Annotated in this window: 22 protein-coding genes and 2 pseudogenes; 22 read left to right on the plus strand and 2 right to left on the minus strand. The window is 30.2% G+C overall.

The features are described 5' to 3' along the window. The 18 genes and pseudogenes from moaC to KDK92_RS22840 all read left to right on the plus strand — a co-directional run bounded on the left by moaC (position 1) and on the right by KDK92_RS22840 (position 16,039). Positions 1-486 carry a cyclic pyranopterin monophosphate synthase MoaC gene (gene moaC, locus KDK92_RS22760; protein WP_250861711.1) on the plus strand — a complete coding sequence of 162 codons (486 nt, stop codon included), beginning with the start codon at positions 1-3 and terminating at the stop codon, positions 484-486. A gap of 18 nt (positions 487-504) precedes the next feature. After that, a complete protein-coding gene (locus KDK92_RS22765) occupies positions 505-936 on the plus strand; it encodes an MOSC domain-containing protein (RefSeq protein WP_250861712.1) in 432 nt (143 codons plus the stop codon). A gap of 53 nt (positions 937-989) precedes the next feature. Continuing rightward, positions 990-1,427: an MOSC domain-containing protein gene (locus tag KDK92_RS22770; protein WP_250861713.1), complete on the plus strand. Its 438-nt coding sequence runs from the start codon at positions 990-992 to the stop codon at positions 1,425-1,427. A gap of 15 nt (positions 1,428-1,442) precedes the next feature. Continuing rightward, complete coding sequence (locus KDK92_RS22775) at positions 1,443-3,350, plus strand: sigma-54-dependent Fis family transcriptional regulator (protein WP_250861715.1); 1,908 nt, start codon at positions 1,443-1,445, stop codon at positions 3,348-3,350. A gap of 178 nt (positions 3,351-3,528) precedes the next feature. Then, entirely contained in the window at positions 3,529-5,346 is a 1,818-nt protein-coding gene (locus KDK92_RS22780) for an aldehyde ferredoxin oxidoreductase family protein (protein WP_250861716.1), read from the plus strand. Positions 5,347-5,702: 356 nt separating this feature from the next. After that, the gene (locus tag KDK92_RS22785) at positions 5,703-5,927 is read left to right on the plus strand and encodes a MoaD/ThiS family protein (protein WP_250861717.1); all 225 of its coding nucleotides are present in this window, start codon (positions 5,703-5,705) and stop codon (positions 5,925-5,927) included. Positions 5,928-5,937: 10 nt separating this feature from the next. Beyond that, positions 5,938-6,474: pseudogene (locus tag KDK92_RS22790) on the plus strand (HesA/MoeB/ThiF family protein); the annotation flags it as partial. 238 nt (positions 6,475-6,712) lie between these two features. Continuing rightward, the gene (locus tag KDK92_RS24695) at positions 6,713-6,847 is read left to right on the plus strand and encodes a hypothetical protein (RefSeq protein ID WP_276576099.1); all 135 of its coding nucleotides are present in this window, start codon (positions 6,713-6,715) and stop codon (positions 6,845-6,847) included. 400 nt (positions 6,848-7,247) lie between these two features. Continuing rightward, complete coding sequence (locus tag KDK92_RS22795; RefSeq protein WP_250861719.1) at positions 7,248-8,636, plus strand: RNA-guided endonuclease TnpB family protein; 1,389 nt, start codon at positions 7,248-7,250, stop codon at positions 8,634-8,636. Positions 8,637-8,867: 231 nt separating this feature from the next. Beyond that, a pseudogene (locus KDK92_RS22800) lies at positions 8,868-9,029 on the plus strand (HesA/MoeB/ThiF family protein); the annotation flags it as partial. 230 nt (positions 9,030-9,259) lie between these two features. Further along, entirely contained in the window at positions 9,260-9,721 is a 462-nt protein-coding gene (locus KDK92_RS22805; RefSeq protein ID WP_250861721.1) for a helix-turn-helix domain-containing protein, read from the plus strand. Between the two features lie 280 nt (positions 9,722-10,001). Further along, positions 10,002-10,688, plus strand: coding sequence for a hypothetical protein (locus KDK92_RS22810; protein ID WP_250861722.1), 687 nt, complete (start codon positions 10,002-10,004; stop codon positions 10,686-10,688). Between the two features lie 76 nt (positions 10,689-10,764). Continuing rightward, positions 10,765-11,313 (plus strand): D-glycero-alpha-D-manno-heptose-1,7-bisphosphate 7-phosphatase, encoded by a 549-nt coding sequence (locus KDK92_RS22815; RefSeq protein ID WP_250861723.1) that lies wholly within the window; start codon positions 10,765-10,767, stop codon positions 11,311-11,313. 283 nt (positions 11,314-11,596) lie between these two features. Further along, complete coding sequence (locus tag KDK92_RS22820; protein ID WP_250861724.1) at positions 11,597-12,184, plus strand: biotin transporter BioY; 588 nt, start codon at positions 11,597-11,599, stop codon at positions 12,182-12,184. Between the two features lie 57 nt (positions 12,185-12,241). Further along, positions 12,242-12,958 (plus strand): dethiobiotin synthase, encoded by a 717-nt coding sequence (gene bioD / locus KDK92_RS22825; RefSeq protein WP_250861725.1) that lies wholly within the window; start codon positions 12,242-12,244, stop codon positions 12,956-12,958. Next, positions 12,959-14,305 (plus strand): adenosylmethionine--8-amino-7-oxononanoate transaminase, encoded by a 1,347-nt coding sequence (bioA, locus tag KDK92_RS22830; protein ID WP_250861726.1) that lies wholly within the window; start codon positions 12,959-12,961, stop codon positions 14,303-14,305. 461 nt (positions 14,306-14,766) lie between these two features. Further along, positions 14,767-15,408, plus strand: coding sequence for a hypothetical protein (locus KDK92_RS22835; protein WP_250861727.1), 642 nt, complete (start codon positions 14,767-14,769; stop codon positions 15,406-15,408). Between the two features lie 52 nt (positions 15,409-15,460). Beyond that, a complete protein-coding gene (locus KDK92_RS22840) occupies positions 15,461-16,039 on the plus strand; it encodes a cysteine hydrolase family protein (RefSeq protein WP_250861729.1) in 579 nt (192 codons plus the stop codon). A 57-nt stretch (positions 16,040-16,096) separates the two neighbouring features. On the opposite strand, the gene KDK92_RS22845 is transcribed toward KDK92_RS22840, so the two are convergent. After that, on the minus strand, positions 16,097-17,395 hold the full coding sequence (locus KDK92_RS22845) for an MFS transporter (RefSeq protein WP_250861730.1): 1,299 nt from the start codon (positions 17,393-17,395) through the stop codon (positions 16,097-16,099). 678 nt (positions 17,396-18,073) lie between these two features. On the opposite strand from KDK92_RS22845, the gene KDK92_RS22850 reads away from it, so the two are divergent. Both KDK92_RS22850 and KDK92_RS22855 read left to right on the plus strand, forming a co-directional pair. Further along, on the plus strand, positions 18,074-18,634 hold the full coding sequence (locus tag KDK92_RS22850; RefSeq protein ID WP_250861731.1) for a biotin transporter BioY: 561 nt from the start codon (positions 18,074-18,076) through the stop codon (positions 18,632-18,634). A gap of 105 nt (positions 18,635-18,739) precedes the next feature. Continuing rightward, complete coding sequence (locus KDK92_RS22855; protein ID WP_250861732.1) at positions 18,740-19,363, plus strand: hypothetical protein; 624 nt, start codon at positions 18,740-18,742, stop codon at positions 19,361-19,363. Positions 19,364-19,527: 164 nt separating this feature from the next. Here the strand turns inward: KDK92_RS22855 and KDK92_RS22860 are convergent, their stop codons facing one another. After that, the gene (locus KDK92_RS22860; RefSeq protein ID WP_250861733.1) at positions 19,528-20,607 is read right to left on the minus strand and encodes a GerAB/ArcD/ProY family transporter; all 1,080 of its coding nucleotides are present in this window, start codon (positions 20,605-20,607) and stop codon (positions 19,528-19,530) included. A gap of 336 nt (positions 20,608-20,943) precedes the next feature. On the opposite strand from KDK92_RS22860, the gene KDK92_RS22865 reads away from it, so the two are divergent. Together KDK92_RS22865 and KDK92_RS22870 are read left to right on the plus strand one after the other, a co-directional pair. Continuing rightward, positions 20,944-21,798: a DegV family protein gene (locus KDK92_RS22865; protein WP_250861795.1), complete on the plus strand. Its 855-nt coding sequence runs from the start codon at positions 20,944-20,946 to the stop codon at positions 21,796-21,798. A 273-nt stretch (positions 21,799-22,071) separates the two neighbouring features. After that, positions 22,072-23,289 (plus strand): glutamate--cysteine ligase, encoded by a 1,218-nt coding sequence (locus KDK92_RS22870; protein ID WP_250861734.1) that lies wholly within the window; start codon positions 22,072-22,074, stop codon positions 23,287-23,289. Positions 23,290-23,299 lie beyond the last annotated feature (10 nt).

The following is a 23,299-nucleotide window of genomic DNA, read 5'->3' on the forward strand; positions in this document are numbered from 1 at the left end:
ATGGCAGTTAAAGAAGTTCTAACTCACATAAATCAAGAAGGCAGAGCAAAAATGGTTGATGTTAGTGAAAAATCACAAACAAAGAGAGAAGCAATTGCATCAGGTAAGATATATATGAAAAAAGAAACACTTGAAAGAATTAAGGAAGGAACAATGAAAAAGGGTGATGTGCTTTCCGTGGCTCAAGTGGGTGGAATAATGGGTGCAAAAAAAACATCAGATTTTATTCCAATGTGCCATCCAATTATGATATCTGGATGTGACATTAGTTTTAAGTTAGATCATGAAAATAATAAGATTGATATAATTGCAACTGCTAAAACAATTGGACAAACTGGTATTGAGATGGAGGCATTAACAGCAGTCTCTGTAGCTGCGCTTACAATATATGATATGTGTAAGGCAATTGATAGAGAAATGGTTATATCTGATATTAAATTATTGGAAAAAAGTGGTGGAAAATCAGGCGATTTTATTGCTGAATAATATATAGGAGGAATATTTATGGCTAAGGTAATAGCAATTAATATTAGTGAAAAAAAGGGAGTTATCAAGAAACCTATTGAGAAAGGATTATTTAAGGTTGATCATGGACTAGAAGGAGATGCTCATGCAGGAAACTGGCATAGACAGGTGAGTTTACTTGGGCAAGAGAGTATTAATAAAATGCTTGAGAAAGGGATTAAAGACTTAACTCCTGGAATATTTGCTGAGAATATTACTACTGAGGGGATTGTCTTATATGAACTTCCTGTAGGAACTAAATTAAGAATTGGAGAGACTGAGATGGAAGTTACTCAAATAGGAAAAGAGTGTCATCAAGGTTGTGAAATACGAAAATTAACAGGTGATTGTGTCATGCCTAGAGAAGGAATCTTTACAAAAGTACTTAAAGAAGGTTTTATAAAAGCTGGAGACGAAATTGAAATTATTTAAATGTATTTAAAATGAGGGTTATAGATTAAATTATTCTAAGGAAGTTAATTATCATGGCAGAAATTAAATTTATAAAAATTAAAAAGAGTAAAGAGCAAGCTAGAGAAAGCGTGGATAAAGCTTATTTTGAAGAGAACCTTGGGTTGAAAGGGGATATTCATTCAGTTGGGGGCAATAAACAGGTAAGTATATTAGGAACTGAAAGTAAAAGAATAATTAAAGAGTATAAGTCAGAAGGATTATGCACAGTAAGATTTGAAGAAAATATCACTACAGAAGGAATAGAATTATATAAATACCCAGTTGGCACAAGGATTGAAATTGGTGGTGCTGTTATGGAAATAACTCAATTAGGTAAAAAATGCTTTAAAGGTTGTTCGATTTCTGAAGCATCATATAAATGTGCTTTAATTACAGAATGTATATTTGCTAAGGTTATTAAGTCTGGATGGGTAAAAAACGGGGATAAGATAGATATTATTTACAAATAGGGAGGAAAATAGAAATTGAAATATACGGAGTTAAAACCGGATAAACAATGTATTATTCAATCTCATGAAAGATGTTCTTTTCAATGTATTGATAAGGATTTGGTTTACAGTAAAAAGATATTAAGAGGTAAAGAATTGAGCGGAAAATTGGAAGAAAAGAAGGAGCTTATTGTAATTGCTACTCCATTTATGAATTCACTTTATAACTTTGTGAAAGGCTCCAATTTTTTTGCAATTATAACTGATGAGGAAGGATGCATTTTAAATGTTATAGGCGACAAGGGAATTGTAGATGAAGCTTTAAAACTTAAAATGATACCTGGGGCTTATATGAATGAAGAAAATATTGGAACAAATGCTATGAGTTTGGCTTTAACACAAGGTGTTCCAGTACAAGTTTCACAGAAGGAACATTATATTGAGTCATATTATAAATGGACATGTTCCTGTTCACCTATTAAAGATACTAGAGGGAATATAATAGGAACAATAGATCTAACGGGATATAGAGAAAATGTTCATCCACATACATTAGGAATGGTGGTAGCCGCGGCAAAGTCTGTTGAAAAAATGTTGGAAATTAATAGATACAATGAGGTATTAATTCACAATAATAATCATATTAAAACTATCTTCAATACAATTTCAAAGGGAATTATTACAATAGATTTATCTGGAACAATTAAAACTACAAATGAAATTGCTAATGAAATGTTTGGATTTAGCCACTCTAAAATGTTGGAAATGAAAATTTGGGAGCTTGTAGAGGGGTGGCAGGATATTTTAGATGCACTATATTCTGAAAAAGAATTTATTGATGAGGATGTTTATATAAAGTCAAAGAAAAATAAACTTCAACTTAATGTAAGTGCACATCCAATTTTAGATTCTGAAAAGAGAATTCGAGAAGTAATATTTGTTTTTCAAGAATTAAAAAAGGTCAGAAAATTAGCAGGGAGAATATCATCAGGACATGCTGTTTATACCTTCAACAAGATTATTGGAAAGAATAAAGATTTTTTAAAAATAATAGATTATTGTAATAAGATTGCAAATAGTAGTTCAACGATACTAATAACAGGAGAGAGCGGGACCGGAAAAGAAGTATTTGCTCAATCCATACATAATGTAAGTGATAGAAAAGATGAAGCATTCATAGCAGTAAATTGTGGAGCTATTCCTAGAAGTTTAATAGAGTCAGAATTATTTGGGTATGAAGAAGGGGCTTTTACAGGAGCTAAAAGAGGGGGATGTCCTGGAAAATTTGAAATAGCTGATGGTGGAACCATATTTTTAGATGAAATAGGGGAAATGTCTTTAGAAATGCAGATTAAATTATTAAGAGTAATTGAAGAGAAAGTTATTAATAGAATAGGAGGACGTAATCCTATACCTGTTAATGTGAGAATTGTTGCAGCTACTAATAAAAATTTAAAAGAAGAAGTGGAAAAGGACGATTTTAGAAAAGATTTATTTTACAGGTTAAATGTTCTTCCTGTAAACTTGCCGCCATTAAGAGAAAGGAAAGATGATATACCACTATTAATAGAATTTTTTATGAATACTATTTCAAAACGTTTAAATAAGAAGAAAGTTGAAATACCTAAAGAATATCTAGAGAATTTAACTAACTATAATTGGCCAGGTAATATAAGAGAGCTTGAGAATGTAATAGAGTTAATAATTAACACTGAATCAATACCTCTTAATTTGGAAAGAAGATTAATAAAACCTGAAACAGACTTTGTGGAGATTGAAGAGGAAAATTTAAAACTAGATTATATAGAAAAAAAGCATATTTTAAGTGTCTTGGGAAAACTCAAAGGTAATGTAACTTCAGCGTCTAAAGCATTAGGGGTAGGGCGAAATACACTTTATAGAAAGCTTGAAAAATATAATGTTGAAATTTCAACATTAAAATAAAGTTCCAAAATGGAACGGAGTTCCAAAATAGAACGGCAAATGTTGTTGAATGTGTTCTGTTTTGGAACTCTATTTTGTTGTGTATACAGTGGTTTTAAGGAGAGTCCCCTTTTCAAACTTGGCATGAAATTTGCTATATAATACTGTATAAAATAAATATCTTTTAGGAGGAATTCATTTGTACGGATATAATGGAAAGGTTTTAAGAATTAATTTAACAAAGAAAACTATTTTAATTGAGGATTTAGATGAAAAAACAGCTCAGAAATATATAGGAGCTAGAGGTTTAGGTGTAAAAACATTTATGGATGAAGTTGATCCTCAGATAGATCCTTTTAGTGGAGAGAATAAGTTTATAATTGCTACGGGAGCTTTAACAGCATCTCCAATGCCTACAAGTGGAAGATATATGGTAGTTACTAAAGCACCATTAACAGGGACTATCGCAATATCTAATTCAGGTGGACAGTGGGGAGCAAAATTAAAGAATGCTGGTTATGATATGGTTATCATTGAAGGTAAAGCTGAAAAACCTGTATATGTTAATATTGATGATGATGTTGTAGAAATAAAGGAAGCGGATCACTTATGGGGTATGGTTACATCGGAAGTAACAGAAAAGTTAAATGAAACATATCCAAAATCAAAGGTTTTATGTATTGGACCTGCGGGTGAAAAATTATCAGTGATGGCAGCTGTAATGAATGATATTGATAGAGCGGCAGGACGTGGTGGTGTTGGTGCTGTTTTAGGATCAAAGAATTTAAAAGCTATAGTTGTTAAAGGAACTGGAAAAGTAAAAGTGTTTGACGAAGAGAAGGCTAAAAAAGTTAATTTGGAAAAAATTACTACTCTAAGAAATGACCCAGTTGCAGGTTCAGGTCTGCCAACTTATGGAACAGCGGTGCTGGTGAATATTATTAATGAAAATGGTGTTCATCCAGTTAAAAATTTCCAAGGATCTTATACTGATAAAGCAGATTTAATAAGTGGAGAAACAATGACAGATACTTGCCTTGTTAAAAAGAATGCTTGTTATAGATGTCCGATTGCTTGTGGTAGACAGGTGAAATTAAAAGATGGAACTGAATGTGGAGGACCTGAGTATGAAACTTTATGGTCATTTGGATCAGATTGTGACGTTTTTGATTTAGATGCTATCAATAGATCAAATATGTTATGTAATGAATATGGACTTGATACAATTTCCGCAGGTGCTACAATAGCTGCTGCTATGGAATTATATCAAAGAGGATATATTAAAGATGAAGAAATAGAAGCAGATGGATTATCTCTAAATTGGGGAGATGCGGAAGCTGTTGTTGGTTGGACTAAGAAAATGGGATTAAGAGAAGGATTTGGAGATAAATTAGCTGATGGTTCATTTAGATTATGCGAATCTTATGGTGCTGAAGAATACTCTATGACAGTTAAAAAGCAGGAAATTCCAGCGTATGATCCAAGAGCAATTCAGGGACATGGTATCACTTATGCGGTAAATAATAGAGGTGGATGTCATATTAAAGGTTATATGATAAACCCTGAAATTTTAGGATATCCTGAAAAGTTAGATAGATTTTCATTAGAAGGAAAAGCTGCATATGCTAGAATATTCCATGATTTAACAGCGGTAATTGATTCTTTAGGTTTATGTGTATTTACAACTTTTGGATTAGGTGCTCCTGATTATGTTGATATGTATAATGCGGTTTGTGGAGATATTTATAATGTGGATACTCTTCTTGAAGCTGGAGATAGAATTTGGACACTTGAAAAAATATTTAATCTAAGAGCAGGAATTGATAGTTCTCAAGACACTCTACCTAAGAGATTATTAAAAACTCCAATTCCAGAAGGTCCTTCTAAAGGTAATGTTCATAGATTAGATGTATTACTACCAGAATATTATTCAGTAAGAGGATGGGATGAGAATGGTATCCCAACAGAAGAAACGCTTAAAAAGCTTGGGCTTGAGGAATATATAGGAACGTTTTAAGGGAAATATATAGGCATTAAGAATAAAGAATATAGAAAACTGAGTTGAGAGTGGACAGTTGACAGTGGACAACGAAGGACATTTCTCTCCGAGAAATTTTAATCTTATTGCTCCTTGGATAATAAAGGGTTTACTCGTTTCATTTATATGAAACATTGTACTTGAAATACAATATTTTATCCAAAGATAAAATGAGTAAAACCTTCATGTCTTAAGAATAATAAGATGTAGTTTCTGCGTAAGCAGAAACATCCATCGTTGTCAATTGTCAACTGTTAACTGTCCACTTCTTTTAAAAGGTTTTTAATTTTTTATGTGCACGCAGAGCGTGCATTTTTTTAAAGGGGGGTGAAAAAATGAAAGTAGAAGTAAGGCTTTTTGCTACCTTTCGTCATGGACGTGAAAAGAAGCAATTCATGGAATATAAAGATGGTGTTACAGTTAGAGAAATTATTAATAAGTTAGATATAGAGGAAGAAGAAGTTGCTATACTCCTTATTAATGGTAGAGATGGTGTGCTAGAAAAAGAATTAGTTGATGGGGATGTTGTATCATTATTTCCACCAGTAGGAGGGGGCTAGATTTAATATGTTGGATAGGTATAAACGGAATGTAAAAACTCTGACTGAAGAAGAAAATAATATGTTAAAGAGTTGTAAGGTTTGCGTTATTGGCTGTGGTGGACTTGGTGGATATGTTATTGAAATGCTGGGCAGATTAGGTGTAGGGCATATAGCGTGTGTAGATGGTGATGTGTTTGATGAGTCTAATTTAAATAGGCAGATATTAAGTGATGAAAATTCTATTGGTATGAGTAAAGCTGAAAAAGCAGTAAAAAGAATGAAAATAGTGAACTCTAATATTGAAGCTACTGCAATAAAAGAGATGTTTACTCAAAAAAATGCTATAGAAATCCTTGAAGGTAACCACGTAGTCGTTGATGCATTGGATAGTATTGATTCAAGATTATTACTTCAAAATATTTGTGAAGAACTAAAAATCCCCTTAGTGCACGGTGCAATAGCGGGTTGGTATGGGCAGGTATCTACAGTTTTACCTGGGGATAGAACTTTGGATTTTATATATTCAAGGAAAAATAATTCTAAGGGAGCAACAAAACAGTTGTTAAAGATATGCTAAAATGTGTAATAACATAGACTGAAGTATATTTTTAAAACAAAAGCTCCCTATGTTCGTAAAGAGCATAGAGTGATAGGTATAGCCTATCCAAAACTCCTTTAATTGCTGGAAGTCCCTAAAGCTAGTTGAATCACAACGTAAGAATGAAATAAGTCTAAGCGTGATGGTTACGAAAGTAGAAAGAATCAAATAGATGACATAAGGTTAAATCCTAAGTGTTAATAAAATGGGTAATCAGCAGGGAAGTCCCGAAGAGGGAAACCTTCAACGACTAGAGAGGAATCTCGTACCTACAAGCGTGGGGAAATGGGGAGCATCCATAATGGATGGTGATATAGTCTGTGCTTATGTGAAAGCATAAGAAGTTCATAAGAGAACTGCATGAGAATTAGCGATCCCATGTGAACATTCTAAAAAATGTACAAATGTAAAATTAGATAATTATTAAACAACCGTATTTTAAAGTTTTATATAAAGTGGGTTTAATGAAAAAGTATATAAAAACTAATTGTTTTATTAATTTTTCATAATCAAAGATAAACGAAATAACTAACTGAACGTTGTTCTTTTTCAACTTTAATTATTAATTCTTTATGGATTTTTTAGAAATAGTTATTCTATTTTTATGTTATTTTAACTTATATCCATTTAAAATATTGCCTCGAAATATTTATATTTTTATTATAATTATGGTAGAAAAGTGTTGTGAACTGGGAACACTATAGGTATGATAAAAATATTCAAAAGTGAGGTGTTTAATAGTGGATACTATAGTTAAAACTGTAAAACAGCACTCATTTGAATTAGATGAAGAAACATTAAAAGAGCTAATGTTCATAGGAAATCAATTCAAGAATGTTAAGAATTATGTCTATTCAAGATACAGTGGTATTAATGGTATTCAACTATTGTCAAATCTAAGAGAAATAAGAGATGAATGGGTAAAATCAAATTTTGCAAACCAGTGGAAATTACCTGCTCGTTATTGGAAATTAGCATTAAGTGAAGCTATAACTAATATAAAGTCTGAATGGAGTAATATTAAAAGAAGAATTAAAGAGCAATGCAAAGTAAATGATAATTTAACTAAAAAAGATAGACATTATATAAACTATATTCTTAAATCAAATGAATTATATCACAGAATACTTACACATAAAGAATATGGAATTCCAAGTAAACTCAAGGATGTTAATTTGAATTATAAATATTTAAATAACCTTATTAGAAGATATACTAGAAAATATAAGGGGAAGATACCTTATTCGTATAAATTAAATACCTTTTCAGTAGATACAGGTTTATATTCATATAGTAATGATGGTATAAATATAACCTGTACTAAAAAAAGTAAGCGATTACCTATTAAATTAACAGATAGTAATAAATATGATAGAACTTTAATTATCAAAGTGGTTGAAAATAAAATTGTAGTTCATATTCCTTTGAAAATTAAAACTAAATATCACAAAGATTATGATAATATAATAGGAATAGATAAGGGATATAAGTATTTATTTGCAGTATCAAGCGGTAAGTTTTATGGTGAAAATCTCAATGACTATTTAAGCAAAGAAACTGAAAGGTTGAATGAAATTAATGCTAAAAGAAATAGGTTCTATGTTTTGTATAATCAACAGCTAGAACAAGGGAATGTTAAAAAGGCTAATAGTATATTACAAAATAATTTAGGTAAAGTAAAATATAATCACAATAAATTAAAGCATAATGAAGCGGTTAAATCTTATATAAACTATTCATTAAACAAATTGATAGATACAGAAAAGCCAAAAGAAATAGTAATGGAACAATTAGACTTTGTTAATTGGAATGGAAAATATCCTAAGTCTGTTAAGCGAAAGATTTCAAGATGGATAAAAGGGTACATAAGAGAGCGACTAGAATATAAATGTGATTATAATAATATAGAATATACTTATATCAATCCTGCTTATACAAGCAAGGTTTGTAATAAATGTAGTAGTTTTGGAATAAGAAAAGGTGATATATTTAATTGTCCTAAATGTGGAGAAATTCATGCGGATTTAAATGCTAGTATTAATATTTTAGATAGAAAAGATGACAAAGAAATTAGTTTATATACAAATTATAAAAAGGTTAAAAAGATTTTAGAAAATAGAGCTAGTTAACTTAAAAAGAGTATTTAATCACAAATATATGTACCTCATAGAAATATGAAGCATGTGTTTTATCAGAAATGAGGGTTGAATATATCTTTGTTTATAAAACTTTAAAATACGGTTGTGGGAGATTTATTCAAAGAATAAATGCACTGGCTCAACCAAGGCTTTAAACTATCATAAGATAGAATAAGTGCGAATTATCTAATTTGAGTACATTTGTACATATTTTTAGAACCAGTAGAGCAAGAACTGGGTAATCCATCATTTACACCAGCGCACGTTGCATCTCTTCAAGTAAGTGAGGTTGTAAAGCTACTTATTGGAAGAGGAGAGTTACTTAGAAAGAAAATAATGTTTATTGATATGTTAAATAATGATTATGATATCATTGAACTTTAGAGAAAAAAATCTCCCCTAACAAAAATATCTACTTTTGTTAGGGGAAATTTATTGCCTACTTAAATTAATTATTCTTCAAGCTTTTCATACCTTCTTTCAATGAGTTTTTAATAAATTTATCAATTCTATTACAAACTGCATATATCCATTTAGAGGGAATTATTTGATCATAATGAGATATAAAAATGTATCTCAGTGTGAACTTGAAAATGTGTGGGGTGGGATGGATTATGTCAAAGATAACACAATTTAAAGGTACTATTTGTGAAAAGGGGTATGGACTTATAGCTAAATCAGTAATGATAGATACAAACATTTCTATTGGAGCAAAGGCTCTGTATTCATACATATGCGCTTATAATGGAAATGACAGAGGGGCATTCCCAACAAGAGAAAGAATATTGAAAGAGCTAAAAATCGGTAAAGATTCTTTGCTAAAATATAGAAAAGAGCTTGTTGAAAACGGTTATTTGATAGTTGAAGGAAAGTTTAAAAGTAATGCATATAATATTGTAACGTGTACAGAAAAATCAGATACTAAAGAGCAGAAACAAAAGGGATGGTACCAAGAGAAGAAAAGTTTATTTAATGATTTTGACCAAAGAGCTTATAACGGGATCAATGGACAACCTACTATAAAAGAACTAGAAAAAATGCTCTTAGGATGGTCAAATAAATATGAAAAAGAGTGAAGAATTTTCAGCATGTGTTATTGATTAACTTGAGAATATAATGCTACGCGTATTATTGTATTGTAGATGATTAATTTGAAAATAGAAATTTATATTATGTGAGAATACTGAAATTAAGCTAGGGCAATATCTTAATATCAGTATTCTTTTGCTTTATTGTAAACCATAAATAGTGGAAATTGATACAGAGAAAATAATTACTTTTTATGGTAAAATAGGATATAATACAATAAATATGCAAGTGTTTGAAATGTGAAGCAGAAAACAGGAGGCAATGTCATTGAGTGATGATAATAAAAAGTTGTTTAAATATCTAGGAATTATATTCATAGGAGTATTACTAACATATAAACTTCCTCATGATTCATATTCTATAAGTCAATATATTTTAAGTCCAATAAGGTATAAAAATAGCGTGATTTATCTTTCAGGGATAATACCCTTGGTGACATTCATTATTGGTATAAAAGGTATTTTTAGTTTAGAAAGATTTGAAAATAAGAGCAAAATACTAATTTTTTTATTAATAGTAATGATTATAATACCAATAATGAATTGGTCATTAGATTTCACTAGAACAAATTATCATTGGTTAAAGAGAGATGGATTAAAAGCTGTACACATAGCACAGTCAGATATTAATTTAGGACATTCTAATGAAGAATTGACTATAAATTTTAAATTAGAATTAATAGATTATAGTAGAAGTCGAAATGAATTTAAAATTAAGGTGTATTTACCAAAATCTTTAAGTGACTATGTTGGAAAAGAATTTTATGAATTCGAAAAAGATTATAGAACTTATGGTAATAGAAGCACATTAAATGTAACGGAACAAATAGTTGTTAAATTAGATAATGATTATACACCAAATAGTTTATTTAAGACTCAATGGTATTGGGAAGATGTTGTGTATGAGTTATATAATAAAAAAGAAGAGATTAGAATTATAGAACATGGTTTTTAAGTGAATATAATAGAAAGGAAGTGAGTATTTAGTGGGTTTGTGTACGTATAATACACGCTTCCTCTAAAAATAATATATGAAAGTAGCATTTATTGATTTACAAGGAACATTAGGGGGAGATCCTTTAGGACACGTTGGAGACTTTGAATTCTATCCATTTTCTATTGAAGCAATCAAGTTGTTAAATCAGAATGGTATTCTTGCAATAGTTCTTACGAATCAGAGTAGGATTTCTAAAGGTGAACTTACAATGAAAGAATATAATCAAAAGATTATGCACATTAAGGATGATTTAAAAGAACAAGGGGCGTATTTTGATGAGGTGTACTGCTGTCCTCATTCTAGAGAAGATAAATGTGAATGTAAGAAGCCTTTAAAGGGAATGGCAAAAACAGCTGCGAGAGACTTCAATATAAACCTTGAGGAAAGCTATGTTATAGGAGATATGGGAATGACAGATATGCTTCTGGCTAAGGAAATAGGTGCAAAAGGGGTGTTGGTTCTCACAGGTGTAGGAGTAGGAAGTCTGAATGAATTTAGACATACATGGAAAGATATTGAACCTGCACATGTTGCAGATAATGTATTAGAAGCAGTTAAGTGGATAATAGATGATAGCAAATAAATAAAGTTATCAAAGAATTTTTAAATCAAAAATAAAAACTTTTATCAGTGAATACTTAAATTAGAATTCTAACTTAATTAAAGTATTCTTTTATTTTTATTGTAAACACTTGAAATAATATTGTAAACCTTAATTAATTAACTGGTTGACAATGGGTGAGAGTTATTATATTATAAATATGTAAATCTGAATTAAAACTGATTTACAAAGCTTCGAAAGGAGCTTTAATTATAATTTGATTGTAAACCACGAAATGAAAATGGGTTTACGAAAGGAGGGCATAATGAATAAAACAATTACAGTTAGAAATATGATTTTAGTTTCATTATTCGCTGCATTGACGGCTATAGGTGCATTTATTAGTATACCTATACCATATGTTCCGTTCACTTTGCAATTTTTATTCTGTGCTTTTGCTGGTATTTTACTTGGATCTAAGTTGGGGTTTCTGTCGCAATTATTATATGTTCTTATAGGCTTAGCGGGAGCGCCGGTATTCACTAAAGGAGGAGGAATTGGATATGTGTTTCAACCAACCTTTGGATATCTTTTAGGATTTATTGCAGCAGGATTTTTAATAGGAAAGGTTATAGAGATGCAAAAGAAGATAAACTTCATTACAGTTTTCATAGCTTCTTTAATTGGATTAGGGGGAGTATACATATTAGGAGTTCCATATTTGTATTATGCGCTGAAGTATTTTGTAGGCACACCTATAAGTTGGGCAACAGCTATAAAGGCTGGGTTTATTGTTTGTGTTGGTGGAGATTTAGTTACATGTGGAATAGTAGCATTTATATCACCAGCAATTTTAAAAGGGCTTAAGGCAGCAGGCGTTAAAACTTATAATCTTAGCAAAAATTGGGAATAAAGTTTTTCGAGTTCCTCTGTTAAGGGCAATGGTGGATTTTGATGATGAGGTGAACATATGAGAAGTGGAATTTTTGTTTCAGGTACTGATACTGATGTAGGAAAAAGTGTTGTTTCAGCAATGTTGTTGTACATGCTTAGAGAAAATGGAATAAATGCTTGTTATTTTAAGGCTGCTTTGAGTGGAGCGTTACGAGAAGGTGATATGCTGATTCCTGGAGATGGAAGATTTGTTTTGGAATTTGCTGGTGTTAAGGAAAAATATGATAGGATTATTCCTCATATCTATGAAATACCTGTGTCACCGCATCTTGCTGGAAGGATAGAAGGTAATCGGGTAAGCCGTGATGAGATTATTAGGAAATATAATGAGCTTAAAGAAGCTTATGATTATATTCTTGTTGAGGGAGCAGGCGGATTGATTGTTCCTCTTAATGACCAAGGATACATGACAAGGGATCTTATAAATGATCTTGAACTTGATGTTATTTTAGTTTCAAGAGCTGGAGTGGGTACAATTAATCATACATCATTATCTATGGAATATGCAAAAGATGTGGGTATAAATATTCAAGGGGTAATTTTAAATGGATACTCTGAGGAAAATGTCGCTCATGTAGATAATGCTAAAATGATTGAAAAAATAAATGACGCAAAGATAATAATGAAGGTTCCAGAATTAATAGGAGTAGATGTTGAAAATTTGGAATTTGGAAATCTAAAAGAAATGTGCATAAAGTTATTTAGTGAAGAAATCCTAAAGGAGCTGAAGTAGATGAAGAGTTATCAAGAGAAGGATCTTAAATATATATGGCATCCATGTTCGCAGATGAAGGATTATGAAGAGTTCCCATCTGTTATCGTAGAAAGGGGAAAAGGAGCATATGTATATGATCTCAATGGTAAGTCGTATATGGATGCTGTTTCATCTTGGTGGGTAAATTTGTTTGGCCATAGTAATGAAAGAATTAATAGAGCGATAAAGAATCAGATGGATAATATAGAGCATGTGATTTTTGCAAACTTTTCTCATAAAAGCGCAATAGACTTTGCTGAAAGGATAGTTAAAATAAGCCCTGAGGGATTGAATAAAGTATTTTTTTCGGATAATGGATCATCAGCTATTGAGATTGCTTTAAAAATGAGTTTTCACTCACATATGTTAAGAGGGAAAGCGGATAAAAAAAGATTTGTTGCTCTCAGTAGTGCCTATCACGGGGAGACATTAGGAGCATTATCAGTTGGTGGATTGGATCTGTACAGTGAGGTTTATAAACCTATGCTTTTGAATACCTTTAGAATTGAAAATCCAGATTGTTATAGATGTAAGTATAATAAACACAGGGATAGTTGCAAAGCTGAATGTTTTGAGGATATGGAAAAGGTTATAGTTGAGAATCACAGGGAAATAACGGCTGTGATTGTAGAACCTATGGTTCAAGGAGCTGCAGGTATGAAGATGTACTCACCCGCGTATCTTAAAAAATTGAGAAAGATATGTGATGAATATGATATACACCTGATTGCAGATGAAATTGCAGTAGGATTTGGGAGAACAGGAAAGATGTTTGCATGTGAACATGCTGAAATATCACCAGATTTTATGGCTATATCTAAAGGTGTATCAGGTGGGTATATGGCAATGTCGGCAGTGTTAACAACTGATGAGATATATGACGCATTCTATGCTGATTATTCAGAAGCGAGAGCATTTATACATAGTCATACTTACTCAGGTAATGCTTTAGCATGTGCAGCTGCATGTGAGGTCCTTGATATTTTTGAAGAAGAGGATATTCTTAAAAAGAATGAAGTGAAAAGTAAAAAGATAAAAGAACTAGCACTTAAAAGAGTTAAGGGAAATCCTTATATTGGTGAATATAGACAGTTAGGAATGATAGGAGCCATTGAATTAGTAGAGGATAAGGTTTCTAAGAAACAGTTTGATTGGAAGAAAAGAGTGGGATATGATATATACAAGATAGCTATGAGTAAAGGATTAGTACTGAGACCGATAGCAAATGTATTGTATTTCATGCCTCCATATATAATTGATGATAAAGATATTGATTTTATGGTTAATACCGCTTTTGATTCTATAGAGGAATATTTCAGAAAGTAATATTAGGAGACGGTTCATAAATGAACTTGAACATCTAGAGTGGTCAAGTTCATTTATGAACCGTCTTTTTTTCTCAACATTCTAATACAATACTTCTGTATTGGGTAACGAGGAATTATGTTGACAAAAACACTTATTTACCTAAAGTGTAATGTAATTGCATTTTAGGGTAATCCTTTGGTGGAGCTACTGCAGGAGAAGTTTGTCTTTTAGATAATAGGTTTAAAGCAGGAATTAACATGGCTGGTACACAGTATGGAGATTTACAACAAAATATTCTTTCACAACTATTTATGATTATGTAGTTTCTTTCTTTGATCTGTAAAATATAAAATTAACACTTGATATAATGTGGATTTAAGTTAAAAAATAGATTAAAAGTGTTTTGTTGACAATGAATTAGTGGGTATAGTATACTTAGTTAAGTTTTTTTACACTAATCTAGTGAAGGTGGGACAAGTATGATAAAAAAGGTATTAATGATTATGGGTGTGGTGAGTTTACTTACTTCGTGTGGTATAAATAAAGAGAAAAATGATATTTCAAAAACAATTAACACTAATGTAATTCAAAAAACAGAAAATAATGATTCGCAGCAGCAAGGAAAAGATACAGCAACAAAGGGGAATGATAAAAATTATCAAGAGAAAGTGGATAAGAAAGTAGCTTTAGTGGAAGATAATTTCAAGCTGGTAGATCATATTGAAAATTCGAAAGATTACAAAGAAAAAGAAGGATTTAATCTTGATTTAGAGTCAGATGGTATAATTGAAAAAGGCGAAAATAGCGGTTTAATGATGGGGCAGTCAAGATCACAAAAAAAGATTACATTTAGATTCAAAAAATTTAAAGGAAGTTATATATCTTCAGATTTTAGTATAAATAAGGATGATAAGATATTAATAGATTATAACGGTAAAGTTGAAGAGGGGAACTGTGTTGCGAATATTTTAAATAGTGAATATGAAATTGTTCTATCAATGGAATATTGTGGTGAGAAGACATATGAGTTCACAAGCGAGAAAAGTGATAGATATACTGTGGAATTTCTAACACAAGAAGCTAAAGATGGAAAAATTACTTTAGAGTTTAGAAATGATTAGTCTGATTTGAAAAAATATTAATAGTAATGTGATAAGTAAGGGAGATGTACAGATGAAAGCAGCAATAGTAATAATAGATATTCAGAGATACTTTTTTAGGACTGAAGAGAGAAGGCTTGCATTGGAAAAGGTGATTAATGGAAGCAATGAGTTAATTTCATATGCAGATGAAATGGGGATTCCAGTCTATCATGTTGTAACTGAACATAAAGCGGATAAATCTACATGGAACCTTGTTATGCAGAAGCATAATTTCGCTGCATTGATAGAAGGTAGTACTGAAGCTGAAATGTTTCCCCAAGTTATAGTGAAAAAACATCATAGAAAGATTATGAAAACAAGACAGAGTACTTTCATAAGAACGGATTTTGAAGAGAGATTGAAAAGTGAAGGTATTGATACATTAATAATAGGTGGGGTCTTTACACATGGATGTGTAGGAAGAACTGCAGTTGATGCATATGAGAGAGATTTCAATGTTATTGTTGCTAAAGATGCTTCTTTTAGTAATCTTAAAGATCAAGAAAAAGTAATGTTTGATGTAATAACAATAGAACAGGAACAGTTGGCGTTAGATAATAAAGAAATAAAGGATTTATTATTTAACACACAAGAAGCAAAAAAATTATAAAAATCTAAATTATACTTACTATAAAACAAAGCCACCCAAAGGGTGGCTTTAAAGCATTTAAGCAGCTAATTCAGTTGTTTCAACATTTTTTTCTCTATTATACTTCTTAGTGTAAGTTATAAGAAGTGTGATGATTGCTATAGCATAGAGTACACCTGCAACATAGTATGGTAATCTATATCCATCAAGAACAAAGTTACCAATTGTAAAAGCAGGGATACTCATAACAAATCCAGCAACTATTGAAGATACAGCACGCATTCCTGACATAAATAATGTCTGTATTCCAGATAGAGTGGCTCTCTTTTCTTTAGATACGAAATCAAGTATTAAGCTATACATGATTGGCATACCAAGATTCATTAAACCAGATCTCATAAAGAAAGCAAAAGTAAGCACAGGAATCATAGCAGAACCGAATTTATCGGCATTTGCAATGATTAACATGAATGGTACAGAAAGTAATCCTGTAGCACCTAATGTAATAACTCTTCCAAATTTTTTAACAAGTAAAGGACAAGAAAATATTCCTAAAACCATTGCAAAGTATTGAATTGAAAGGATGTTACCCATTGTTTTTGGGTCAAGTCCTAATCCAGTTTTAAAGAAATTAGCAAAGAATGGGCAGAAAAGACCAGCACCTAGACCGATTAATCCCATGTAACATAAATAAATAATAACTTCTTTATTTGAAATAGCTTTTATATATTCACTTACTGTAGTTTTTTTCTTAACTTCTGAAGCTGGAATAACATTCTTCATAGGAAGGATAGCGAAAATCCCTATAGCTCCAATTCCTGCAAATATATATGTGTAATATTTATAAGCTACAATTTCTGTTAGTCCCATATTTGATTGTAGGAAAGTTATTAAGTAACCTGAACAGAATGTAACTATAGTAACAGCTAACCAGTATGTACCGAACATTACTGAAGTAACAGAAGTTCTTACTTCTTTTTCTGAAGTAGCGTTAATAAATGGTGCTGGTAAAACTTCATATACACCTTGTGATAAACCAAAAATAAAATTAAGTACAAATAAAATTGCTACACTTCCAACCATACCATTTAAAATAAGACAAATTGCACCAGCTATTGTACCGAATAGAAGAATAGGTTTATATCCTATTTTACCTGCAAGAGCACCTACTGGTACAGCTGATATTGCCATTCCTAAAGTGTGCATTGCTAAAGCGGTACCTAAAACAACAGGAGAAAAGGCATTTTCAATAATTAAATTAAGACCTGTCCAAGTCGCTCCCATTAATAAACCAAACAAAACATTTGTTAAGACAAATAGTTTAGCGTTACTTGATGCAGTTTTAACATCTGAAATATAAGTTTTTAAAGCATTCATTATAAATTCTCCTTTAAGATGAAATATATTTATGTCGCACTCATATTATGTCGTATATTGTCTTAAGTTTCAAATACAAAAACTTAAGATTTGAAATATTTTTTAATATAACTAAGTGAAATTTAGAAAAAGTCGAAATTAAGAGAAGGAGATTATTATTTTGAAAAATGAAATATATTTTATGATATAAATCAGAAAAGAATGGAACTATAATTAAGCAATCTTTAAGTTGCGAAAATAAAATAGTACCATTTTTATGTGTTTAGTTAAATTAACATAAACTTTTCATAGGGAAATAAGAATGAGAGAATTGAGTTAAAGTTTTATAACATTAAAAAAAATGAGGTATATACAGCGGAAAAAACCAATATATAATTTATTTCTAATAATAACTTTAATGTCATGTTAAAGTAAGAAATTAAAGAAATTAGATAAAAAATTAAATTATATTTGGTCTTAAAGTTTAATTAGAATATATAAAAATAGCTACACATGAGCATAGTTGTTTAATTTTACTGAATTTCTAGAGATTCATTTGCAGTTTTTTTATTTTTAACAGTGATAAATGTAAACTATAACAAATGAAAGAGTTGACAATAAAAAAGAATTATTGTATTATGTGATTGTAAACTATATAAAATGTTGGTGTTTACAATATTTTATTTTGGGAGGATTCATATGAAAATTTCAACAAAAGATATGATTTTAGTTGCGTTATTCGCTGCTTTGACAGCTATAGGAGCCTATATAACAATTCCTATTCCAACTGTACCAATCACACTACAATTTCTTTTTTGTGCATTTGCAGGTATAATATTAGGTTCTAAGTTAGGAGCCCTTTCACAAATAATATATGTATTAATTGGACTAGCTGGAGTGCCGGTATTCGCAGGTGGAGGCGGGGGAATAGGATATGTATATAAGCCATCATTCGGGTATTTAATAGGATTTATACTCACTGCATTTATAATAGGTTATTTAAGAGAAAAAATGGGAGAGATAAATGTAATAAAAGCCTTTATAATTTCTGTTTTAGGTCTTGTGGCAACATATATGATAGGTGTTCCTTATCTTCATTACGCTTTAAATAATTTTTCAAATGTGCCAATGACTTGGGGTGGTGCAATTAAAATAGGAATTGTACCATTTGTTTTAGGAGATTTAATAAAATGTTTTATAGTAGCAGCTATAGCTCCTACAGTTGTAAAAACATTAAAAAGAGAGAGAATAATAAAGTAAAATAACTACCCCAGGGGAAATTACCCCTGGGGTCTAAAATTTTCTTGAATTTAAAAATTAATTAAGGGGAAAATATTTTTAAATCACAAATAAGGAGGTAATATTATGAATATTACCCAAATAACTATAGGTATAATTGCAATACAATTAATACTAAGAAGTGGTTCTTTAGGTAATTTTCCTATAAGTAGAGCAAAAATAATTGGTAGTTCAACAAACAATATATCATTAAGTAATATATTAAATCGGGATGATGGAAAAAGACTAGTTCCAGATAATATAATAAGGATGAACGAGAGCGGTAAAAAAGCTATTAAAAGAAGCTATAAAGGAAATTTTATAGAAATTGGCGATGATAAAGGTTCCTTCATTATAATAAATGAAAATGAAAGCATAGCTATTGAAGCCAAAGAAAGTTACATATTTTCAGGTTTCAAGGTGGATGATGTTTATTTTATAAGAAGTAGAAGAGAATTTAAATATAAACCATTTAAGTATATACTTGCTGTTCAAAATAATGAAATTAAATTATTTTATTCAGGACATGATGGTGTATTAAAGGATGTTAGTCATTATGCCCATGAAAAGTTTCAAAGATTCAATCTTTACTTTGAAGGGTTTGATAATGGAGCAATTCATATAATATCAATAAGAGGTATAAATAATTTCCAATTAAGGAATTTGAAAGAGGTTAATAATGTACTTACTTACATTAAATTAAAAAAATAGAGTTTGTTGAAAAAGCCCAAGGTAAACAACCAAGATGAGCGAGGAGTACAGCGAGTCTTAGTGAGGATGACATTGGGCTTTTTTAACAAACTAATTATTTGTTCTTTTTAAAACAAATGATTTTAATAAAATTTAATGATATTTATTTAAATTTGCAAAGATAATTATTTTTCCCTTTTAAATTTTAGTTCAGTAATAATCCAAATTAAAACAGGTAAAATTATTTGAAATGGAAGAGAAAAATAAGTCCAAATTTCATTTTCCCATTCAACGAAATCCATTATACTATAATAGGCTCTATAGGATAGTATAGTTACCAAAAAAGCAACGATAACTACTATAAATTTATAATTAGTAAAGTTAAGTAATTTACTTATTCCATTACATGTTGCAATCCAATGTACAGTTATTTTAACAAAGTATGCTAGCACAAATAAAGTTGGGGGTATTATTTGAACGCTTCTTAAAATTGGAATGGTTAATCTTAAAACTGATGTATATGTAGCATAATAAACACTTTGTGATTCAGTTACTCCTAATACTAAAACATTGGTTAAATTAATTGCAAATATTAAAATTCCCGCTATAAGAAAACCTGAAATATAAATTTTAGTAGGAGAATTTTTATTTTCAAATTTTGAAAAAACCATTGGGAATAATATTAGCTGACCTAAAGGGTATGATATTAATACAAGGGCTCCTCTTGAAATAGGTTTTATACCATTAGATAAGATAGGTAAAATATTATCTATACTCATATTGGGGATTAATAGTAAAACTATTAAAATTATCAAACCAACGATTATTGGAAAGAAGAAACTTGCCCATTTACCTAAGACTACTATTCCTTTCATTACAACAAAAAGGGAGAGAGTAGAAGTAATTAACACGATTAAAAGTAATGGCGTGTTAGTCAAGGAAATTGTAAATATTAAATTGCTGAAACCTCTTATAAGGTCATATGAATTAACAAAGGTATAATAAATAAATAAAAATATAATTACTTTTCCAAGATACTTACCAAAACAAATTTCGATAATGTCAAATAAATCTTTATTAGGGAAACAATGATGTAGTCTTATATACATATATGCAGTAATAAAACCCAAAAATATAACTAAAATAGTTGATATCCAAATATCTTGTTTAGCATCTAAACCAGTGGCATATAGTGTGGATGATGAAACTAAAAATAAAACTATAAGAGCGATACCTTGGCTATCTGAAATAGTTTCCTTATTCATTTTTTTATCTCCAAAGTTTTTAAAAATAGTATCTCCTTTTACGTTAGATAGTATTCATTTTAAACGTCTCTCCTTTAGTTTTCATATTGATAATATGAAAACAAAGACAAAATTAATGGCGCAGATTTATAAAGTATTTTGAAGAACAATAAATTGATAAAGAGCCATTTAACTTGAAAGATTGTAATTCTGCAGTATATAATAGTAGTATTGCACTTTTTTAGAAATGTAAAAATGCATAATATGCAAAAATAAAGAGATGTTGTTCGAATCTTTGATATGTGGATTATTAATATTAAAGAGTACATAAGATAAATGAAAGGATGAATATAGGTGATGAAGATTATTGTAGATAGTACTTTTGATTTGCCAGAAGAAATGATTAAACAGTTGGAGATTGATATTATTCCTTTAAGAGTACTAATTGGAGATAAAGAGTATTATGATAAAACAGATATTTCAGTTAATGAGGTTTATGAGGCGATGAAAAGTGGAATTATGCCCAAAACTTCTCAACCTAATTTGGTACAAGTTAGGGGATTATTTCAAGGATATGCTGAGAAAAATGAAGATTTTGTTTATATTAGTTTTTCATCAAAGATGTCAGGGACTTATCAGAGTGCAAAACTAATTCTTGATGAATTAAAAGAGGAGTATCAAAATGTAAAGATGGAAGTTATCGATAGTAAAGCTGGTTCTCAAGGAATAGGACTAATGGTACTTGGAATTCATGATAGGATTAAAAATGGAGCCAACTTTGAGGAGGTTATCAAAGTTTTAGATTTTTATAGAGAGAATGTAGAACATTTTTTTAACTTAACAGATCTTCATTGGTTAAGTAAAGGTGGTAGATTATCTAGAGGAAAAGCAGTTGTGGGATCTTTGATGAATATTAAGCCAATTTTAAGGATAGAAGATGGAGAAATTATTCATTTTAAATCAGTTAGGGGGAAGAAAAAAGCAACGAAAGAGATAATAGATGAAGTTTTATCATTAATACCTAAAAGAGATTTTAAATACATAGGAATTGGACATAGTGATGATTTTGGGATGGCTACTATGATTAAAGAAACACTTAAAAAAGAATTTCCAAATAAAAAATATTTGTTAACAGATATTGGGAGTGTACTAACTAGTCATCTTGGTATTGGAGGAACAGGTATACTTTTAATGTCAGAATATAAAGGGTAATAATGAAAAATTAAGAAGAGTTTTTTATGATGATAAATTATGATATAATAACTATTATTGTTAATGAGTTTTAATCAAGTAATACATAGGGAGAATTGGAAGGGGTTGTAGTCAAGTGATTTTCCCCCTTCCGGTTTAAGGCGGGGGATCTGTAACGATGTTTAAGTTGAGGGGGACCATAGGGTTCAATAGAGAAGCTCGGGAACCACATCTGTTTTAGTAATTTAATAATATTTTTGATTGAAGGTGATTTTAGTGCGTGAGGAGTTATATTTGAAGAATATTGAAATTGTTAAGAATTATCTGAAATCTGGAGAGACTACTAATGAAAATTTTAAGCTTGGAATGGAAGTGGAGCATTTTATTATTAAGGAAGACACTCTTGAGAGTGTAGACTATTATGAGGAAAATGGAATAAGAGATCTTTTAAAAGAATTAAAAAAATCCAGTCATTGGGAAGAAATATTTGAACAAAATAATATTATTGGACTTAAGAGAAATGGAAGTACAATTACTCTTGAACCAGGTGCTCAAGTGGAAATAAGTGTACGCCCTTTTGAGAAAATTGAAGATATTGAAAGGGAATATGTTAGTATTCTTAAGGAAATAAAAAGATGCATTAATAAGAGAAAACAGGATATTGCAATTGTGGGCTATCATCCAAAGAGTAAAATTAAGGATATTCCATTTATACCAAAAGAAAGATATTCGTTTATGAAGGAATATTTTAAAGACAAGGGTAAATATGCATTAAATATGATGAAAGGTACCGCTTCGACTCAGATTTCAATTGACTATGAAAGTGAGTTTGATTTTAGTCGTAAATTTCGAGTGGCTAACTTTTTGTCTCCCTTAATATATTGTATTTTTGATAATTCACCAGTTTTCGAAGGAGAACAATGGAAAGGGAATTCCTTAAGAATTGATATATGGGATAATTGTGATAATGATAGAAGTGGAATTGTTAAAGGGGCGTTGGGAGAAGAATTTAATTATGAAAGTTATGCTAGATATATTCTTGAAAGACCGCCTATTATAACTAAGAGAAAAGATGAATACATATTTACTAAGGATATGAGTGTAAAAGAGGTTTTTAGTGATTCAGAAATGAACAGTGATGAAATAGAACATATATTAACAATGTTTTTTCCAGATGTAAGAGCTAAAAATTATATCGAAATAAGAATGGCAGATGCATTGCCATACCCATATAATTTATCATATGCTGCTTTCATAAAGGGAATATTTTATGGAGAGAACTCTCTTAATTGGTTATATGAAGAATCATTGAAATACACAGAAGATGACTTGAATACATTTAAAAAAGAGGTTGTTTCTTTTGGAATGGATTCAGTGATTTATAACGAAAATGCATATGATTTTATGGAAAAGTTATTAAAGATGTGTGAGAGTGAGCTAGGAGATGAAGGAAAATATTTATACCCTATCTATGATATAATTCATAAAAAACTTAAAGTATGGAATGTATAGCGATAAAGAA

The organism is Oceanirhabdus seepicola (genome assembly GCF_023684385.1).
GTDB classification, from domain to species: Bacteria; Bacillota; Clostridia; order Clostridiales; family Clostridiaceae; genus Oceanirhabdus; species Oceanirhabdus seepicola.

Bases quoted from the DNA above. Each gene is read 5' to 3' on its own strand.
- KDK92_RS22805 (WP_250861721.1), top strand. From the start codon at position 9,260: ATGTCAAAGATAACACAATTTAAAGGTACTATTTGTGAAAAGGGGTAT.
- KDK92_RS22855 (WP_250861732.1), top strand. From the start codon at position 18,740: ATGAATATTACCCAAATAACTATAGGTATAATTGCAATACAATTAATA.
- KDK92_RS22860 (WP_250861733.1), bottom strand. From the start codon at position 20,607: ATGAATAAGGAAACTATTTCAGATAGCCAAGGTATCGCTCTTATAGTT.
- moaC (WP_250861711.1), top strand. From the start codon at position 1: ATGGCAGTTAAAGAAGTTCTAACTCACATAAATCAAGAAGGCAGAGCA.
- KDK92_RS22845 (WP_250861730.1), bottom strand. From the start codon at position 17,395: ATGAATGCTTTAAAAACTTATATTTCAGATGTTAAAACTGCATCAAGT.
- KDK92_RS22770 (WP_250861713.1), top strand. From the start codon at position 990: ATGGCAGAAATTAAATTTATAAAAATTAAAAAGAGTAAAGAGCAAGCT.
- KDK92_RS22785 (WP_250861717.1), top strand. From the start codon at position 5,703: ATGAAAGTAGAAGTAAGGCTTTTTGCTACCTTTCGTCATGGACGTGAA.
- KDK92_RS22835 (WP_250861727.1), top strand. From the start codon at position 14,767: ATGATAAAAAAGGTATTAATGATTATGGGTGTGGTGAGTTTACTTACT.
- KDK92_RS22840 (WP_250861729.1), top strand. From the start codon at position 15,461: ATGAAAGCAGCAATAGTAATAATAGATATTCAGAGATACTTTTTTAGG.
- KDK92_RS22765 (WP_250861712.1), top strand. From the start codon at position 505: ATGGCTAAGGTAATAGCAATTAATATTAGTGAAAAAAAGGGAGTTATC.
- KDK92_RS22850 (WP_250861731.1), top strand. From the start codon at position 18,074: ATGAAAATTTCAACAAAAGATATGATTTTAGTTGCGTTATTCGCTGCT.
- KDK92_RS24695 (WP_276576099.1), top strand. From the start codon at position 6,713: ATGGGTAATCAGCAGGGAAGTCCCGAAGAGGGAAACCTTCAACGACTA.
- KDK92_RS22820 (WP_250861724.1), top strand. From the start codon at position 11,597: ATGAATAAAACAATTACAGTTAGAAATATGATTTTAGTTTCATTATTC.
- KDK92_RS22815 (WP_250861723.1), top strand. From the start codon at position 10,765: ATGAAAGTAGCATTTATTGATTTACAAGGAACATTAGGGGGAGATCCT.
- bioD (WP_250861725.1), top strand. From the start codon at position 12,242: ATGAGAAGTGGAATTTTTGTTTCAGGTACTGATACTGATGTAGGAAAA.
- KDK92_RS22865 (WP_250861795.1), top strand. From the start codon at position 20,944: ATGAAGATTATTGTAGATAGTACTTTTGATTTGCCAGAAGAAATGATT.
- bioA (WP_250861726.1), top strand. From the start codon at position 12,959: ATGAAGAGTTATCAAGAGAAGGATCTTAAATATATATGGCATCCATGT.